The organism is Pseudomonas sp. FP2294, assembly GCF_030687625.1.
Classification (GTDB): Bacteria; Pseudomonadota; Gammaproteobacteria; order Pseudomonadales; family Pseudomonadaceae; genus Aquipseudomonas; species Aquipseudomonas shahriarae.
In genome coordinates this window covers 5,719,752-5,737,221 of record NZ_CP117441.1, presented here as the reverse complement: position 1 = coordinate 5,737,221, position 17,470 = coordinate 5,719,752, and the positions used below count along the sequence as shown (strand labels likewise).

The 17,470-nt window shown below is 61.8% G+C and carries 17 protein-coding genes and 1 pseudogene; 4 read left to right on the top strand and 14 right to left on the bottom strand.

Features of this window, described 5'->3' with window-relative positions; all coding sequences use genetic code 11:
* Positions 1-67 precede the first annotated feature (67 nt).
* From recG to exbB, 5 genes are all read right to left on the bottom strand, one after another.
* Positions 68-2,143, bottom strand: a complete 2,076-nt coding sequence (gene recG, locus PSH73_RS26030; RefSeq protein ID WP_057961010.1) for an ATP-dependent DNA helicase RecG — start codon at positions 2,141-2,143, stop codon at positions 68-70.
* An 8-nt stretch (positions 2,144-2,151) separates the two neighbouring features.
* Positions 2,152-3,072, bottom strand: a complete 921-nt coding sequence (locus PSH73_RS26025; protein ID WP_057961009.1) for a hydrogen peroxide-inducible genes activator — start codon at positions 3,070-3,072, stop codon at positions 2,152-2,154.
* Between the two features lie 236 nt (positions 3,073-3,308).
* Entirely contained in the window at positions 3,309-4,055 is a 747-nt protein-coding gene (locus tag PSH73_RS26020) for an energy transducer TonB (RefSeq protein WP_057440517.1), read from the bottom strand.
* The gene (gene exbD / locus PSH73_RS26015; RefSeq protein ID WP_057961008.1) at positions 4,052-4,477 is read right to left on the bottom strand and encodes a TonB system transport protein ExbD; all 426 of its coding nucleotides are present in this window, start codon (positions 4,475-4,477) and stop codon (positions 4,052-4,054) included. The genes PSH73_RS26020 and exbD overlap by 4 nt, the downstream gene beginning before the upstream one ends.
* 6 nt (positions 4,478-4,483) lie before the next feature.
* Entirely contained in the window at positions 4,484-5,497 is a 1,014-nt protein-coding gene (gene exbB / locus PSH73_RS26010; protein WP_198817200.1) for a tonB-system energizer ExbB, read from the bottom strand.
* A 190-nt stretch (positions 5,498-5,687) separates the two neighbouring features.
* On the opposite strand from exbB, the gene PSH73_RS26005 reads away from it, so the two are divergent.
* Positions 5,688-6,539: an SDR family oxidoreductase gene (locus tag PSH73_RS26005; RefSeq protein WP_169989476.1), complete on the top strand. Its 852-nt coding sequence runs from the start codon at positions 5,688-5,690 to the stop codon at positions 6,537-6,539.
* A 141-nt stretch (positions 6,540-6,680) separates the two neighbouring features.
* On the opposite strand, the gene PSH73_RS26000 is transcribed toward PSH73_RS26005, so the two are convergent.
* The 6 genes from PSH73_RS26000 to PSH73_RS25975 form a co-directional block, all read right to left on the bottom strand.
* Positions 6,681-7,424, bottom strand: coding sequence for a hypothetical protein (locus PSH73_RS26000; protein ID WP_057961005.1), 744 nt, complete (start codon positions 7,422-7,424; stop codon positions 6,681-6,683).
* 55 nt (positions 7,425-7,479) lie between these two features.
* Positions 7,480-7,860: a RidA family protein gene (locus PSH73_RS25995; RefSeq protein WP_025130815.1), complete on the bottom strand. Its 381-nt coding sequence runs from the start codon at positions 7,858-7,860 to the stop codon at positions 7,480-7,482.
* Between the two features lie 39 nt (positions 7,861-7,899).
* On the bottom strand, positions 7,900-10,005 hold the full coding sequence (gene spoT, locus PSH73_RS25990) for a bifunctional GTP diphosphokinase/guanosine-3',5'-bis pyrophosphate 3'-pyrophosphohydrolase (protein ID WP_057961004.1): 2,106 nt from the start codon (positions 10,003-10,005) through the stop codon (positions 7,900-7,902).
* A gap of 60 nt (positions 10,006-10,065) precedes the next feature.
* Positions 10,066-10,329: a DNA-directed RNA polymerase subunit omega gene (gene rpoZ / locus PSH73_RS25985; protein ID WP_057440512.1), complete on the bottom strand. Its 264-nt coding sequence runs from the start codon at positions 10,327-10,329 to the stop codon at positions 10,066-10,068.
* Between the two features lie 167 nt (positions 10,330-10,496).
* Complete coding sequence (gene gmk, locus PSH73_RS25980; protein ID WP_128593301.1) at positions 10,497-11,117, bottom strand: guanylate kinase; 621 nt, start codon at positions 11,115-11,117, stop codon at positions 10,497-10,499.
* Between the two features lie 10 nt (positions 11,118-11,127).
* Positions 11,128-11,991: a YicC/YloC family endoribonuclease gene (locus PSH73_RS25975; RefSeq protein WP_057440510.1), complete on the bottom strand. Its 864-nt coding sequence runs from the start codon at positions 11,989-11,991 to the stop codon at positions 11,128-11,130.
* Positions 11,992-12,224: 233 nt separating this feature from the next.
* On the opposite strand from PSH73_RS25975, the gene rph reads away from it, so the two are divergent.
* Both rph and PSH73_RS25965 read left to right on the top strand, forming a co-directional pair.
* Positions 12,225-12,947: a ribonuclease PH gene (gene rph / locus PSH73_RS25970; protein ID WP_057961002.1), complete on the top strand. Its 723-nt coding sequence runs from the start codon at positions 12,225-12,227 to the stop codon at positions 12,945-12,947.
* A gap of 23 nt (positions 12,948-12,970) precedes the next feature.
* Complete coding sequence (locus PSH73_RS25965; protein ID WP_120734336.1) at positions 12,971-13,339, top strand: DUF4870 domain-containing protein; 369 nt, start codon at positions 12,971-12,973, stop codon at positions 13,337-13,339.
* 58 nt (positions 13,340-13,397) lie between these two features.
* Here the strand turns inward: PSH73_RS25965 and PSH73_RS25960 are convergent, their stop codons facing one another.
* Complete coding sequence (locus PSH73_RS25960) at positions 13,398-14,177, bottom strand: exodeoxyribonuclease III (protein ID WP_029289816.1); 780 nt, start codon at positions 14,175-14,177, stop codon at positions 13,398-13,400.
* A gap of 82 nt (positions 14,178-14,259) precedes the next feature.
* Here PSH73_RS25960 and pyrE point away from each other — a divergent pair, with 82 nt between their 5' ends.
* Positions 14,260-14,904, top strand: coding sequence for an orotate phosphoribosyltransferase (gene pyrE, locus PSH73_RS25955; RefSeq protein ID WP_057444213.1), 645 nt, complete (start codon positions 14,260-14,262; stop codon positions 14,902-14,904).
* 85 nt (positions 14,905-14,989) lie between these two features.
* On the opposite strand, the gene argB is transcribed toward pyrE, so the two are convergent.
* A complete protein-coding gene (argB, locus tag PSH73_RS25950; protein WP_029289812.1) occupies positions 14,990-15,895 on the bottom strand; it encodes an acetylglutamate kinase in 906 nt (301 codons plus the stop codon).
* 21 nt (positions 15,896-15,916) lie between these two features.
* Positions 15,917-17,323: pseudogene (locus PSH73_RS25945) on the bottom strand (phosphomannomutase/phosphoglucomutase); the annotation flags it as partial.
* Between the last annotated feature and the right edge of the window lie 147 nt (positions 17,324-17,470).

Sequence of the window (17,470 nt, the reverse complement as noted above, 5' to 3'; positions counted from 1 at the left end):
TAACCAGCTTGGTCCGGCGGGGGGTGTCTAACTGCGGTTTGTGATGGTGTCGGCTATTGGCGGGCTGTCAGACCTGGCCGTATTGCTGGCCGTGGCGCAGCCAGCGATCCAGCAGCGGGCTGACGTGGTGCGGCCAGCGCTCCAGCAGGGCCTGGGCTGCATCGCGCACGGCAGGTAGCAGGTCGGCATCGCGCATCAGGTCGGCCACCTTGAATTGCAGCAGGCCGGTCTGGCGGGTGCCGAGCATTTCGCCGGGGCCGCGCAGTTCCAGGTCTTTTTCGGCGATCACGAAGCCATCGTTGGTCTCGCGCATGATCCCCAGGCGCTGGCGACCAATCTGCGACAGCGGCGGATGGTAGAGCAGCACGCAGTGGCTGGCGGCGCTGCCCCGGCCGACTCGGCCGCGCAGCTGGTGTAACTGTGCCAGGCCCAGGCGTTCGGGGTTTTCGATGATCATCAGGCTGGCGTTGGGCACGTCCACGCCGACTTCGATCACCGTGGTGGCCACCAGCAATTGCAGGTTGCCGGCCTTGAACTCGGCCATCACCGCGGCTTTTTCCGCAGGCTTCATGCGCCCGTGAATCAGCCCGACCTTGAGCTCGCCCAAGGCGCTGGTGAGGTCTTCATAGGTGGTTTCAGCGGCCTGGCAGGTCAGCTCTTCGGACTCTTCGATCAGCGTGCATACCCAATACGCCTGGCGCCCTTCGGCACAGGCGCCGCGCACCCGTTCGATCACTTCGACCCGTCGGGTGTCGGTGACCAGGACCGTGTTGACCGGCGTTCGGCCCGGCGGCAGCTCGTCGAGGATCGAGGTGTCGAGGTCGGCGTAGGCGCTCATGGCCAGCGTGCGCGGGATCGGCGTGGCGGTCATGATCAACTGGTGCGGGTTCATCCGCCCGCCCACGCCCTTTTCGCGCAGGGCCAGGCGTTGTTGCACGCCGAAACGGTGCTGTTCGTCGATGATCACCAGGGCCAGGTTCTTGAATTTAACTTCGTCCTGGAACAGCGCGTGGGTACCCACCACCATCGGTGCGCCGGCGGCGATCTGTTCCAGGGCGGCCGTGCGGTTCTTGCCCTTGAGCTTGCCCGCCAGCCACGCCACTTCCAGGCCCAGGGGTTCGAGCCAGCGCTTGAAGGTGATGAAGTGCTGCTCGGCGAGGATCTCGGTCGGTGCCATCAGGGCCACCTGATAACCGGCCTCCAGGGCCTGCAGCGCGGCCAGGGCGGCGACCACGGTCTTGCCGGCGCCAACATCGCCCTGGATCAGGCGCAGCATTGGTTCTTTCTGGCTCAGGTCGTAGGCGATTTCATTGCCTACGCGTTGCTGCGCGCCAGTCGGTGCAAAGCCCAGGTTGGCCAGGTACTGCGCGGGCAGGCGCGTGGCCTTGGGCATCGCCGGCGCCCGCAGGGAGCGCATGCTTTCGCGCAGGCGCTGCTGGGACAGTTGGTGGGTCAGCAACTCTTCAAAGGCCAGGCGATGCTGGGCCCAGTGATGACCCAGGGCCAACTCATCGACATCGGCATCGGCCGGCGGGTGATGCAGGTAGCGAATCGCGTCGGCCAGGGGCGCCAACTGGTAGTCGCGGGCCAGCTCTTGCGGCAGCCAGTCGGGCAGGCTTTGGGGGCCGAGCAGGGTCAGGGTCTGCATGCACAGCTGGCGCAGGCGCTGTTGCGTCAGGCCTTCGGTGAGCGGGTAGATGGGGGTGAGAGTGGTGTCTACCGGCGGGGGTTCGTCGCCGGTAATGGCGCGGTATTCCGGGTGGTAGATTTCCAGGCCCGACGCGCCCGGCCGCGCTTCACCGTAGCAGCGCACACGGGTGCCGCGCTTGAGGCCTTCTTTTTGCGCGTTGCTGAAATGGTAGAAGCGCAGGCTCAGGCCGCCGGTACCGTCCTGCAGGCGCACCACCAGGCTGCGGCGCTTGCCCATCACCACATCGGCACCGCTGACGGTGCCTTCGACCACGGCATCCTGCCCAGGGCGCAGATGGCCGATGGGCACTACGCGGGTGCGGTCCTGGTAACGCAGGGGCAGGTGAAACAACACGTCCTGGAGGTTCTCCAGGCCGACCTTGGCCAGTTTCTCGGCCATGGCTTCACCGACACCCTTGAGTGCCGTCACCGACACCTGCGACAGCTCAGTCATACACGTACTTAGTTCGCGGCAGGCGGCTTGGCCACCGAGCACAGGCGGATCGAGTCGGCGAGGATATCAATCGCTTTCGGGCGCGGGAAACTGGCGCGCCAGGCAATCGCCACGGTACGGAACGGCACGGGCGGGGTGAGCGGACGCACTTCAATCACGCCGGCCGCGTAGTGGTGGCTGTCGACGGCCGACAGCGGCAGGATCGAGATGCCCAGGCCGGACGCCACCATATGGCGAATGGTCTCCAGGGAGCTGGACTCCACGGTGGTGTGCTTGGCGCCGTCGTTGCCCTTGGTCAGGGTCGGGCAGGCTTCCAGCACCTGGTCGCGGAAGCAATGGCCTTCACCGAGCAGCAGCAGGCTCTTGTCGTTGAGCAGGCTGGCGTCAATCGTGTCTTTTTGCGTCCACGGGTGCGAGGCCGGCATCAATACATAGAACGGCTCGTCGTAGAGCGGCAATGTCAGCACGTCGGCTTCGTTGAAAGGCAGGGCGATGATGATCGCGTCCAACTCACCGTTGCGCAGTTTGTCGCGCAGTACGTGGGTGAAGTTTTCTTCGATATACAGCGGCATCTGCGGCGCGACGCGGTGCAGTTGCGGGATCAGGTGCGGGAACAGGTACGGGCCGACGGTATAGATCGCGCCGACTTTCAGCGGGGCGGTCAGCTGGTTCTTGCCGGCCTGGGCCAGCTCACGAATGCTCTGGGCCTGCTCCAGCACCTTCTGCGCCTGGGCAACAATGCCTTCGCCAACCGGGGTGAGGCGCACGGCGCTTTTGCTGCGCTCGAAAATCAGCACACCGAGTTCGTCTTCAAGCTTTTTCACGCCCACCGACAGCGTCGGTTGGCTGACATGGCAACGTTCGGCTGCATGGCCGAAGTGTTGCTCTTGGGCGAGGGTCACGATGTAGCGTAATTCTGTAAGAGTCATAGCGGGCGTCCATGAGGTTGCGGGCCAAGCATACCGGCTGCAAACGATAGACGCACGTTATCAGAGCTTGATTGGGGATTGAGCGGTTTGTGCGGGGGATTTTGCTTAATGGCGTTGGCCGTTTTGTGTGGGGGCGGGCTTGTTCGCGATGGCGGTGTGTCAGTCACTGTGGATGTTGACTGTTACACCGTCATCGCGGGCAAGCCCGCTCCCACACAAGCCCGCTCCCCCAGGGGTTAGCGGCGGCGCTTCTCGATGTTGTAGACAAACGGCGCAACGATTTCGATGCTGCCATTGGTCAACATCTCGGCCGGAGGCTTGGGCAGCGGTTGGGCTCGACGGATCATCTCCAGGGTGGCGCGGTCCAGGTCGGCGTTGCCGGAGCGGCCCACCAGCTCATAGGACAGCACCTTGCCTTCGGCATCCACCACGAACCGCAAGCGGTTCAAGCCTTCCTTGCCACGGGCCTGGGCGCCAGGCGGGTACTTCTTGTACTTCGCCAGGTGACCGAGCAGCGTGCTTTGCCAGGTGGCCTTGGCCGCGATCTGTGCCGGCGAAGGGCCGGGTTGCGGCTGCGCGGATTTCTCCGAAGGCGCGTTGTTCTGAGGGGTTTCGCTCGGCGGATCCTCGGAGGGTTTCTCCTTGGGCTGCTCGACCTTTTTCTCAGGCTTGGGCGGCTGCGGCTTAGGCTTTGGCTTGACCGGCTTGGGCACGGAAATCGTGGGCTTGGGTGCCTCGGCCAGTTTCGGCAAGGGCAACTCTTCCACCGGTGCCGGCGGTTGCGGTGGCGTCACCACCTTCGGCGGGGCCGGAGGGGGTGGGGCTGGCATCGGCGCCAGGTCGATGACCATGGCAGCCGGTGGCAACTGCACCATCTGTGGCGCCGACCACTGGAGCGCGAGGATGATCGCGACGGCGTGGACGCCCAGCACGACGGCGAGGCTGGTGCCATAACGCGTCAGTTTGTGGCGCGTCGTGATCATTTCTTGGCTGCCGTCTCAAGTCCGACCAGACCGACCTTGAGGTAGCCGGCTGCCCGCAGGGCATCCATCACGCTCATCAGGTCGCCGTAGTCCACGCCCTTGTCGGCCTGGAAGAAGATCGTCGTGTCTTTCTTGCCCTGGGTCCGGGCGTCGAGCACCGCACCGAGGGTTTCGGGTTTGACTTCGTCTTCGCCCAGGAACAGACGCTGGTCAGCCTTGACGCTGAGGAACACCGGTTTCTCCGGCCGGGGCGCGGGTTTCGCGCTGGAGGCGGGGAGGTCGACCTTGATATCCACCGTGGCCAAGGGGGCTGCCACCATGAAGATGATCAGCAGCACCAGCATCACGTCGATAAACGGCGTGACGTTGATTTCGTGGTTCTCGACGAGCTCGTCGTCGCCTTGATTCAAATGCAGGCCCATGGCCGATTACCCCACTTTCACCATGTGCGGTTGCGAGCTGCGCTCGGTAGGCAGGTGATCGAGGTCGCGGCTGACCAGCAACAGGACTTCTGCCGAAGCGTCCGACACCTGGGCCTTGTAGCCGGCGATCGAACGGGCGAATACGTTGTAGATCACCACCGCCGGAATTGCGGCGACCAGGCCCAGGGCAGTTGCCAGCAGGGCTTCGGCGATGCCGGGGGCAACGACGGCGAGGTTGGTGGTCTGGGTCTTGGCGATGCCGATGAAGCTGTTCATGATGCCCCACACGGTACCGAACAGACCGACGAACGGCGCGGTGGAACCGATGGTCGCCAGCACGCCGGTGCCGTTGCTCATGTTGCGACCGCAGGCTGCCACCAGGCGCTCCAGGCGGAAGCTCACGCGTTCCTTGATGCCTTCCTTTTCGCGGGTGTTGGCCGACAGACGCATTTCTTCCAGTGCGTCGTGTACCAGCAGGTGCGCCAGGGTGCCCTTGATGGCCGCGCTTTCGCTGGCTTCTTTAAGGGTGGTGGCTTTTTTCAGGTTGGCGATTTCCGTGCGCAGGCGGCGTTTGGCGCCCAGCAGCTCGAAGCCTTTGGCAATCCAGATGGTCCAGGTGATGATCGAGGCGATGGCCAGGCCGATCATCACGATCTTCACGATGATGTCAGCGTTCTGATACATGCCCCAAGGCGACAGGTCGTGGGCCATGCCCAGGGTGTTGTCTTCTTCCAGAACCACGCCGGTTTCATCTTGCGGGGCTACGCCTTCGGCAGCAGCCGGGTCGGTGGCCGCAGGAGCGACAGCTGGAGCACCGGGTGCTGCGGCATTTTGCTCTGGTGCGGGGGCCGCGACCGGGGCTGGCGCATTAGCGGCAGGCGGAGTGGCCGGTGCCGTGGCATCGGCGAGCGCGGCGGTCGGTGCCAGCAGGACGCTGAACAGCAACGCAGTTATCGCGCGCCAGACGCGGGACGGGCTGTGAGGCTTGGTTGGCGAAGCGGGGAGGTTATTGCGTGTCATGCTGGCCGGACCTGATAGAAAAAATAAGGGCTTGCCCTGCCAGACCGCATAAAGGGTCGAGGACAAATGGGCGGTTATTATTGCAAGTAATTCTTGTTAACAGAAGTAATACAGTATCTTTATTTGTGCTTTTTCTGGCCGCTGGTCACCTGCGAGGGCTAATCTAGACCTTTGAGAACGGAGTTTTGTGATGTCTGCGCCTTCTGTGGTGATCGCCGGTTGTGGTGATGTAGGTAGTCGGCTGGCTAGTCAATTGCTGGCTGCCGGATGGGAGGTGCATGGCCTGCGGCGTAATGTCTCGCGCCTGCCCGAAGGGGTGATCGGGATTGCCGGCGACCTGTTCAAAAAGGATTGTCCCGACACCTGGCCGATCGGCGGTGTGGACTACCTGGTGTACTGCGCAGCCGCCACCGACCATGACGAAGCGGGCTATCGCAAGGCCTATGTCGAAGGCTTGCAGCATGTGCTGGAATGGCTTGACGACTATGGCCAGCAGCCCAAGCAGCTTGTGTTTGTGTCCAGCAGCAGTGTCTATGGGCAGCAAAATGGCGAATGGGTCGATGAGGCGTCGCCTACCCAGGCCCTTGGCTATTCCGGGCAGGTGATGCTGGAAGCCGAGCAAGTGGCATTCGACAGCGGCATCCCGGCCACGACTGTGCGCTTGACCGGTATCTACGGGCCGGGGCGTGAATGGTTGTTGAGCCAGGTGCGCCAGGGCTATCGCGTGGCGGTGGAGCCGCCTTTGTACGGCAACCGGATACATGTTGATGATGCGGCAGGGTTGTTGGCGTTTCTGCTGCAACATGTAGAGCAGGGCGGTTCGTTGGACAAGGTCTATATCGGCGTCGACGACGCGCCGGCGCCGCTGGCTGAGGTTGTGGGCTGGCTGCGTGAGTACCTTGGGGTGACCGAGTGGGCCGAAGACGCCAGCGTGCGGCGCGCGGGCAGCAAGCAGTGCAGCAATGCGCGGGCCAAGGCGCTGGGCTGGACGCCAACCTATCCGAGTTATCGCGAAGGCTACGCCGCTATCCTCAAAGGCTGACTTTTCTTGCTAGGCACCGGCTTGTGTGGGAGCTGGCTTGTCGGATCGCTATGACAGCATCACCTCGGTGTCACTGACACACCGAGGTGCCTGCATCGCGGGCAAGCCCGGCTCCCACGCAAGCCCGCTCCCACATTGAGGTTACTGTTTTTCCAGCAACCACTGGCGTGGCCCGGGGGTAAACGAAGGGACTTCGTCGGCCTGGGAGGTATTGATCGCCTGGAAAATCTCCAACTGCTTGTCATTGCGACTGAAGATCCACGGGTTGCCCTGGCCACCTTGTTGCAGCCAGATGCTGTCGTAGCCACCGCTCATGGAGGCGCAGTCGCCCGCCAGGCACAGTGAGTACTGCTCGGCGCCCGGCAGCCCGCTTACTTGGCCGTTGGCCTGGAACTGCACGGTGGCGCCCAGGCCGCTGCCGCTGGTGATTTTCCAGCTGCCGCCCATATAGGCCGAGTACAGCGCCCGTTCGAAGTTGGCACCCAGGGGCGCGCCTTCGGGGGCAGGGTCCTTGGGGCGGTCAAACAGCTGTTCGGGCTCGTTGTCGTTGGCCACTTGCAGCAGCTGTTTGCCCTTGCGCTTGAGTTCGGTGGTCGAGCTACCGTAGAAATCAACGTTCCAGGTGCCGGACTTTTCCCCGGCCAGGGTGCCTTCGGGGCGTTCAAAGCCATTGAAGTAGCGTGCCTGGTTGGCCTTGGTGTTGACCTCCCATTCGAGGTTCGGACCGTAGGCTTGCAGGGCTTCGCGCAAAGGGCCGCCCTTGGACGCCGCATCAATGGCGACCTGGTTGATCCAGGTGCCGCTCACATCCCGGGTGGCAGGATTGCTGGCACAGCCGCCAAGGAACAGGGCGAGCAGCGTGGAGGCAACGAGCGCTTTGCGCATTATGAAATCCTTTTAAAACGAAGTCGGCGCAACCCTGTGGGTTGCGCCGAATGTATTACTCGATGACCAGAATCGCGTCCATCTCAACCTGGGAGCCCTTGGGAAGGGCGGCAACGCCAATGGCGGCGCGGGCTGGGTAGGGTTGTTCGAAGTACTTGCCCATGATCTCGTTGACCTTGGCGAAGTGGCTCAGGTCGGTGAGGAAGATGTTCAGCTTGACGATGTCCTTGAACGAACCGCCTGCGGCTTCGGCTACCGACTTGAGGTTTTCGAAGACTTGTACGGTCTGGGCTTCGAAGCCTTCAACCAGTTCCATGGTCTTTGGGTCCAGAGGGATCTGGCCGGACATGTAGACGGTGTTGCCCGCCTTGATCGCCTGGGAATAAGTACCGATGGCAGCAGGTGCCTTGTCGCTGGTGATAACAGTCTTGGTCATAAATGACTCCTTGTAATGTCCGGGCTATAGGGGGAGGCGTTATGCGCGCATGCGAGTGATGCGGATAACCCCAGTCAGGGCACGCAGTTTCTTGATCACGCGGGCCAGGTGTACACGGTCGTGCACGCTGACCACCAGTTGGACCACGCTGATGCGACCATCACGTTCGTCCATGCTGATTTTTTCGATATTGCCGTCGGCGGCGTTGACGCTGCTGGCCAGCAAGGCGATCAGGCCGCGCTGATGCTCCAGCTCGACCCGCAGCTCGACGTTGAATTCGCCGGTCACATCCTTGGCCCAGGACAGCTGGATGCATTTTTCCGGGTTGTGGCGTATTTCGCTGATATTGCGGCAGTTGTCCAGGTGCACGACCATGCCTTTGCCGGCGGACAGGTGGCCGACAATCGGGTCGCCCGGGATCGGTGTGCAGCATTTGGCGTAGCTCAGCACCAGGCCTTCGGTGCCGCGAATGGCCAGCGGGCCTTCGGGGCTCGGCAGTTGCTCGCCCTCGCCGAGCAGGCGGCGGGCGACCACGTAGGCCATGCGATTGCCCAGGCCGATGTCTTCGAGCAAGTCCTCGATGGCTTCCTGACGGTACTCGTGGAGGATCGCCTGCACGCGCTCGGCGGGGATCTTCTCCAAGGAACTGTCGAAACCGTTGAGCACCTTGTTCAGCAGGCGTTCGCCCAGGCTGATGGACTCGGAGCGACGTTGCAGCTTCAGGGCGTGGCGGATATGGGTGCGGGCCTTGCCGGTGACTACGAAGTTGAGCCAGGCCGGGTTCGGCCGGGCCCCCGGCGCGCTGACGATCTCCACGGTGGAGCCGCTTTGCAGCGGTTCCGACAGCGGGGCCAGGCGGCGGTTGATCCGGCAGGCGATGCAACTGTTGCCGACGTCGGTGTGCACTGCGTAGGCAAAGTCGACCGCCGTGGAGCCCTTGGGCAGCTCCATGATCCGGCCTTTTGGCGTGAACACGTAGACCTCGTCCGGGAACAGGTCGATCTTCACGCTTTCGATGAACTCCAGGGAGTTGCCGGCACGTTGCTGCATTTCCAGCACGCCCTTGACCCACTGACGGGCGCGGGCATGGGTGCCTTTGGGCTGCTCGTCGCCGCTGGATTTGTACAGCCAATGGGCGGCGATGCCGTTGTTGGCCATCTCTTCCATTTCCCGGGTGCGGATCTGGATCTCGATCGGCACCCCATGCATACCGAACAGCGTGGTATGCAGCGACTGATAGCCGTTGGCTTTGGGGATGGCGATGTAGTCCTTGAAGCGGCCTGGCAGGGGTTTGTACAAATTATGTACAGCGCCCAGCACGCGGTAGCAGGTATCGACCTTGTCGACGATGATCCGGAACGCATACACGTCCATGATCTCGTTGAAGGCCCGGCGCTTGCCGCGCATCTTCTTGTAGATGCCGTAGATATGCTTCTGCCGCCCGCTGACTTCGCCTTCAATCTCGTCGATTGCCAGGCAGTGGCTCAGGGACTCTTCGATCTTGTTGACGATTTCCTTGCGATTGCCCCGGGCGCGCTTGACCGCCTGGTAGATGCGCGCCGAGCGCATCGGGTGCATCGCCTTGAAACCCAGGTCTTCGAATTCGATACGAATGGCATGCATGCCCAGCCGGTTGGCGATGGGCGCGTAGATTTCCAGGGTTTCCTTGGCAATGCGCCGGCGTTTCTCACCGGACAGCACTTCCAGCGTGCGCATGTTGTGCAGCCGGTCGGCCAGCTTGACCAGGATCACCCGGATGTCCCGGGCCATGGCCATGGCCATCTTCTGGAAGTTTTCCGCCTGGGCCTCGGCCTTGGTCTCGAAGTTCATCTGGGTCAGCTTGCTGACTCCGTCGACCAGGTCGGCCACGGTTTCGCCAAATTGCGCACTGAGCGCTTCCTTGGCAATGCCGGTGTCTTCGATCACGTCATGCAGCATCGCAGCCATCAGGCTCTGATGGTCCATGTGCATGTCGGCAAGAATATTGGCCACCGCAAGAGGATGGGTGACGTACGCCTCGCCGCTGCGGCGGCGTTGGCCGTCGTGGGCTTGTTCGGCGTAGAAATACGCTCGGCGGACCAGGTTGACCTGGTCGGTGCCGAGGTAGGTCGATAAGCGATCGGCGAGGGCGTCTATGCTCGGCAAAGTGTTAACTCCTGCCGAAGGCTGTGACCCCGCGCCGTGCTACGTCGACCAGGCATAGGCTTAGACGGCCTCGTTGGACTCGTCCTCGAACGCTGCAAACAGCGGTTCGTCTTCAACGATTTCAGCGCTGGCAATGTATTCATAGCTCATCACGCCGGCAGCGATTTCGCGCAGGGCCATCACGGTAGGCTTGTCATTTTCCCAATTGAGCAGTGGCTCTTTGCCGCCAGTGGCCAATTGACGGGCACGCTTGGTAGAGAGCATGACCAGCTCAAAGCGGTTATCCACGTGTTCTAGGCAGTCTTCAACGGTTACGCGGGCCATGGTATTCCTCGGAGCGAATGCAAGATGCGCGCTGCCCGGTTGGGCGAGCGGACTCAACAGTTTAAAAAATCACCAGCGTTTAGGGAAGCGCTGATTTTCTGCAGGCCCCGGCAAACACGCTACAAGTGCCAATGTAAGGCCCTTGCAGCGGTTTTGGGAAGAGCCATTCAACCGAGCAGTTCGGCCAACAATTTGCCAAAACGCTGCTGTTGGCGTTTTTGCTGGAGCTGATTGGCGCGGAAAATCGCCTTCAAGTCGTCCAGGGCGTGGGAAAAATCGTCGTTGATGATCAGGTAGTCGTAGTCCACATAGTGGCTCATTTCACTGACGGCTTCGCGCATACGGCCGTCGATGACCTGATCGCTGTCCTGGCCGCGATTGGTCAGGCGCTGTTGCAAGGCCTCCAGGGACGGCGGGAGGATAAAGATCGAGCGCGCCTTGGGCATCAATTGGCGCACCTGTTCGGCGCCCTGCCAGTCGATTTCCAGGATCAGGTCGTGGCCTTCGTCCAGGGTCTGCTGCAAGTGGCTCTGGGACGTGCCATAGAGGTTGCCGAACACCTCGGCGCGCTCCAGGAAGTCACCGTGTTCGATCATCTTCACGAATTCGCTGCGTTCGACGAAGTGATAGTTCACGCCGTTCACTTCACCCGGGCGCATGGCGCGAGTGGTGTGGGAGACCGATACGCGGATCTCCGGGTTGGTGTCGGTCAGGGCCTTGACCAGGCTGCTTTTGCCCGCGCCCGAGGGGGCGGAAATGATGTACAGGGTGCCGGTGCTGTGGGTCATGGGAGTTGCCTTACTCAATATTCTGTACTTGTTCGCGCATTTGCTCGATCAACACTTTGAGGTTGACCGCAGCCGTGGTGCTGCGCGGATCGAAGGCTTTGGAGCCCAGTGTATTGGCTTCGCGGTTGAGTTCCTGCATCAGGAAGTCCAGGCGCCGACCGGCGGCACCGGCCGACTTGAGCACGCGGCGCACTTCCAGGATATGGGTGCTCAGGCGGTCGAGTTCTTCGGCGACGTCGCTTTTTTGTGCGAGCAGGACCATTTCCTGTTCCAGGCGCACCGGGTCGAGGTCGGCCTTCATGTCGGTGAAGCGGTCGAGGACTTTCTGACGCTGGGTGGCCAGCATCTGCGGCACCAGTTCGCGCAGGGTCACGACGTCGGCCTCGATGGCCGTCAGGCGTTCGTTGATCAGGCGGGCCAGCTCGGCGCCTTCACGCTCGCGGCCGGCTTTAAGCTCCTTGAGGCCCTGGTTGAACAGGGCCAGGGCTTCGGCGTTCAGCGCTTGCGGGTCAGTGGCGTCGGCCACCAGCACCCCAGGCCAGGCCAACACTTCCAGGGGGTTCAGGGCCGCTGGCTGTTTGATCAGGCTGGCGATGGTCTCGGCGGCGGCGACCAGTTGCGCGGCGCGCTCGCGGTCAACCTGCAGCGGCTTGCCGGTGGTTTCCTCGGTAAAGCGCAGGGTGCATTCCAGTTTGCCGCGGGAGATGCCGGCACGCAGGGCTTCGCGCACTGCGCCTTCAAGGTCGCGGAAGGATTCGGGCAGGCGCAGGTGCGGCTCCAGGTAGCGGCTGTTGACCGAGCGCAATTCCCAGCTCAGGGTGCCCTGGACGCCGGCTTTTTCGACGCGGGCAAAGGCAGTCATGCTGTGCACCATGGAGGTACCTCGCGATGCAGTCCCGCAAACGGGCGGGCTGGTGGGTAGATTGAAGCCGACTGGCTGCGAAGGCGCAGGATTGTAGCGCAACGGGGCGGGCGCCCCCAAATGCGGGCTGTGACAAAGGGTGCCAGGGGTTGTCCATTCGTTACCGAATTTATTAGCAGTGCCGAGAAGCGGCCTGCGGCTCTATAATGCTCGGCAGTTTTTCGTCCTCTGTACAGGTATCCCCTATGAAACGTCCAAGTGGTCGCGCTGCCGATCAGCTCCGCTCGATCCGCATCACCCGCAACTACACCAAACACGCCGAGGGATCTGTACTGGTCGAGTTTGGCGATACCAAGGTCATCTGCACCGTCAGCGTCGAGAATGGCGTGCCGCGTTTCCTCAAGGGGCAGGGCCAGGGTTGGTTGACCGCAGAGTACGGCATGTTGCCGCGCGCCACCGGCGAGCGTAACCAGCGTGAAGCCAGCCGTGGCAAGCAGGGCGGTCGTACCCTGGAAATCCAGCGTCTGATCGGCCGTTCCCTGCGCGCTGCGCTGGACATGTCTAAACTGGGCGATGTAACCCTGTACGTCGACTGCGACGTGATCCAGGCCGACGGCGGCACCCGCACCGCCTCCATCACTGGCGCCATGGTGGCCCTGGTCGACGCGCTGAAAGTGATCAAGAAGCGCGGCGGCCTGAAAGGCGGCGACCCGCTCAAGCAGATGATTGCCGCCGTATCGGTGGGCATGTACCAGGGCGAGCCGGTGCTGGACCTGGACTACCTGGAAGACTCGGCTGCCGAGACCGACCTGAACGTGGTCATGACCAGCACCGGTGGGTTCATCGAAGTGCAGGGCACCGCCGAAGGCGCGCCATTCCAGCCGGCAGACCTGAACGCCATGCTGGCCCTGGCCCAGAAAGGCATGAGCGAAATCTTCGAACTGCAGAACGCCGCACTGGCTGACTGAAACCGGCCTCAAGGAGCAACGCGATGAGTGACAACCAGCTTCCCGTGTCAGCCCAGAACAAGGAAGTGCGCCAATGGGCGATGCTCTGTCACTTCGCGGCGTTCCTGGGCCTGGTGTTCCCCTTTGGTAGCGTGTTGGGGCCATTGATCCTGTGGCAGGTGAAGAAGGACATGGACCCGCTGATCGACGACCAGGGCAAGGAAGCGCTGAACTTCCAGCTGACCGTGGCCATCGCCTGGCTGGTCTGCTTTGTCCTGGGGTTCGTGGTGATCGGCTTCCTGTTGATGGTGGTGCTGGTAATTGCCGCACTGATCTTGACCATCATTGGCGGGATCAAGGCCAACAAAGGCATTGCCTACCGTTACCCGCTCACCTGGCGATTGATCAAATAATGATCGCCCACAAAAAAACCGACAGCGATGTCGGTTTTTTTGTACCTGGATATTGACCTCAGATGGTCAAGGTCCAGTCGTAGTCCACGATCAACGGCGCATGTTGCGAGAAGCGCGGTTGACGCGGCAGACGTGCGCTGCGGACAAACCGGCGCAGGCCGGGGGTCAGCAACTGGTAGTCAAAGCGCCAGCCCAGATTAAGCATCTCGGCCTGTTCGTTGTCCGGCCACCAGCTGTACTGGTCGCCTTCGCGGCTGACTTCACGCAGGGCATCTACATACCCCATGTTGCCGACAATCTCGTCCATCCAGGCCCGTTCCGGCGCCAGGAAGCCCGGGGATTGCTGGCTGTCGCGCCAGTTCTTGATATCCAGCTTCTGTTGCGCCACGTACAACGAGCCACAATAAATGTACTCGCGGCGTTTGCGTCGCTGTTTATCCAGATAACGGGCGAAATCGTCCATTAGCTTGAACTTCTGGTTCAAGTCTTCATCGCCGTTCATCCCCGAAGGGAGCAGCAAGGTAGCAATACTGACTTTGTCGAAATCGGCTTGCAGGTAGCGCCCGTAGCGATCGGCTGTCTCGAAGCCGAGGCCGCTGATGACCGCCTTGGGTTGCAACCGTGAGTACAGAGCCACGCCACCTTGGGCAGGGACTTCGGCATCACAGGCATAAAGGAAGTAGCCATCCAGTTGGAAGGCTGGGTCGTCCAGTTCAAAGGCGGAGGCGCGGGTGTCCTGCAGGCAGATGACGTCGGCATTCTGGGCTTGCAGCCAACTGAGCAAACCACGCTCGACTGCAGCCTGAATACCATTAACGTTCACACTGATGATCCGCATAAATGGCCCCAAAAATCGCGTGCGTGTATGATACACGCCGTCTACCTATTTAGCTAAATCCGTGGTATCTGAGGCTTTTTTCATGCAGGCGTATCAACGCGATTTCATTCGTTTTGCCATCGATCGCGGGGTTTTGCGCTTCGGTGAGTTCACCCTCAAGTCCGGGCGCACCAGCCCATACTTCTTCAATGCCGGCCTGTTCAACTCGGGTTCTGCCCTGGCGCAACTGGGGCGTTTCTACGCCGCCGCCATCGTTGAAAGCGGTATTGCCTTCGACGTGCTGTTTGGCCCGGCCTACAAAGGTATTCCGTTGGCCGCCGCAACCGCAGTGGCCCTGGCTGAACACCACGACCGCGATCTGCCGTGGTGCTTCAACCGCAAGGAAGCCAAGGCCCACGGTGAGGGCGGCAGCCTGGTCGGCGCGCCGCTGACCGGCGATGTGCTGATCATCGACGACGTGATCACTGCCGGTACCGCGATTCGTGAAGTGATGCAGATCATTGCGTCCCAGGACGGCGCCAAGGCTGCGGGCGTGCTGATCGCGTTGAACCGCCAGGAACGCGGCAACGGTGAGTTGTCGGCGATCCAGGAAGTGGAACGTGACTTCGGGATTCCCGTGGTGAGCATCGTGTCGCTGAACCAGGTATTGCAGTTCCTGGAAGACGACCCGCAGCTCAAGCAGCATCTGCCGGCAGTGCGTGCGTACCGCGAGCAGTTTGGCGTCTGACACAGGGGATACCCACCCTGTTGCAGATTGGCCACAAAAAAGCCCCCGTTCAATCCAGTTGAACGGGGGCTTTTTGTTTCAGCGCTTACGGACGCTTGCGATTGCTGATCAGCGTACCCATGCCCGTATCAGTGAAGATCTCCAGCAGCACCGCATTGGGCACCCGGCCGTCGATGATCAGCGAGCTGCCTACGCCACCCTGCACCGCTTCCAGTGCGCAGCGGATCTTCGGCAGCATGCCGCCGTAGATGGTGCCGTCGGCGATCAGATCGTCGACTTGCTGGGTAGTCAGGCCGGTCAGAACCTTGCCTTCCTTGTCCATCAGGCCGGCGATATTGGTCAGCAGCATCAGCTTCTCGGCCTTGAGTGCCTCGGCCACCTTGCCCGCCACCAGATCGGCGTTGATGTTGTAGGACTCGCCATTGGCCCCCACGCCAATCGGCGCGATGACCGGGATGAAGTCGCCCTTGACCAGCAGGTTGAGCAAATCGGTGTTGATGCCGATCACTTCGCCCACCTGGCCGATGTCGATGATTTCCGGCTGGGTCATCTCCGGAGTCTTGCGGGTCACGGTAAGTTTCTTCGCACGGATCAGCTCGGCGTCCTTGCCGGTCAGGCCGATGGCGCTGCCGCCGTGACGGTTGATCAGGTTGACGATGTCTTTGTTCACCTGGCCGCCCAGGACCATCTCCACCACGTCCATGGTCTGCGCATCGGTAACGCGCATGCCGTCGATGAAATGACTCTCGATGGACAGGCGCTTGAGCAGGTCACCGATTTGCGGGCCGCCGCCGTGCACCACCACCGGGTTGATCCCGACAGCTTTCATCAGCACGATGTCACGGGCAAAGCCGGTTTTCAGCTCGTCGCTTTCCATGGCATTGCCGCCGTACTTGATCACCAGCGTCTTGCCGACGTAGCGTCGAATGTAAGGCAACGCTTCGGAAAGGACCTTGGCGGTGTTGGCGGCGGCTTCGCGTTCGAGGGTCATTCAGGGCTCCGGGGCAAATAATCAGAACGGTAGTTGGAGATCAGGGGCAACACGTTTCAACTGGGCGTGGAACACGTCCTTGATGCGCTGCAACTCGGCCTCGGTATCCGCCTCGAAACGCAGGACCAGCACCGGAGTGGTGTTGGACGCGCGAACCAGGCCCCAGCCTTCGGCATAATCGACTCGCACACCATCAATGGTGGTCAGGTTGGCGCCTGCACCCCATTGCGCATCGTGCAATGCGTCAATGATGCTGAATTTGCTCTCTTCGGTCACATGGATATTGATTTCCGGCGTAGAAATATCGTTCGGGAAGGTCTCGAACAAGTCTTCAGCGCTGGATTTTTCCTTGCTGAGGATCTCCAGCAGGCGGGCGGCGCTGTAGATGCCGTCGTCAAAACCGAACCAGCGCTCCTTGAAGAACACATGGCCGCTCATTTCGCCGGCCAGCAGGGCGCCGGTTTCTTTCATTTTCTTTTTGATCAACGAGTGACCGGTCTTCCACATCAGTGGGCGGCCGCCGTATTCCTTGATCAACGGCGTCAGGCGCCGGGTGCATTTGACGTCGAAGATGATCTCGGCACCGGGGTTGCGCGCCACTACGTCGCGGGCGAACAGCATCAGCAGGCGGTCGGGGAACACGATGCTGCCGGTGTTGGTCACCACGCCTACGCGGTCGCCGTCGCCATCGAAGGCCAGGCCGACATCGGCGCCCACTTCTGCGACCTTGGCGATCAGGTCCACCAGATTTTCAGGCTTGCCCGGGTCCGGGTGATGGTTGGGGAAATTGCCGTCGACTTCGCAGAACAGCGGGATCACTTCGCAGTTCAAGGCTTCGAGCAGTTGCGGGGCGATCACGCCGGCCGCGCCGTTGCCGCAGTCCACCACGACTTTCAGGCGCCGCTCGAGCTTGACGTCACGGGTGATTTCGTCCGAGTAGCGCTGGAGGATATCGACCTTGGTGATGCTGCCCTTACCGCTGGTCAGGTCATTGGTCTTGAGGCGAGTGTGCAGGGCCTGGATCTGTTCGTTGGCAAGGGTATCGCCGGCAATCACGATCTTGAAGCCGTTGTAGTCCGATGGGTTGTGGCTGCCAGTGAGCATCACGCCGGATTTGCCGGCCAGCACGTTGGCGGCGTAGTACAGCGCCGGGGTCGGCACCAGGCCAACGTCGCTGACATGACAGCCGCTGTCGGCCAGGCCCTGGATCAGGCGCTCCACCAGCTCGGGGCCGGACAGGCGACCGTCACGTCCCACAGAGACGTTGGGCTCGCCCTGGGCCAGGCTTTGCGAGCCGATGGCGCGGCCGATCCAGTAGGCGGTTTCGGCGGTCAGGGTTTTCGGGACGACACCACGGATGTCGTAGGCGCGGAAAATGCTGTCGGGAAACGTCGGTGCGACTGGGGCTGCGTTGCTCATCACTGGGGAAACTCCATCGATACGGGGCGGACAGGCCTGAATGTGGCGACCGGCAGGCTCAAACTGAAGGGTAAGACGGCGTTTTTGCCCTAGAGTTCGTGGTGCGAAAATGCCACTGGGGCATGTCGGACGCAGAGTCCGGCATGCCTGAGCGTA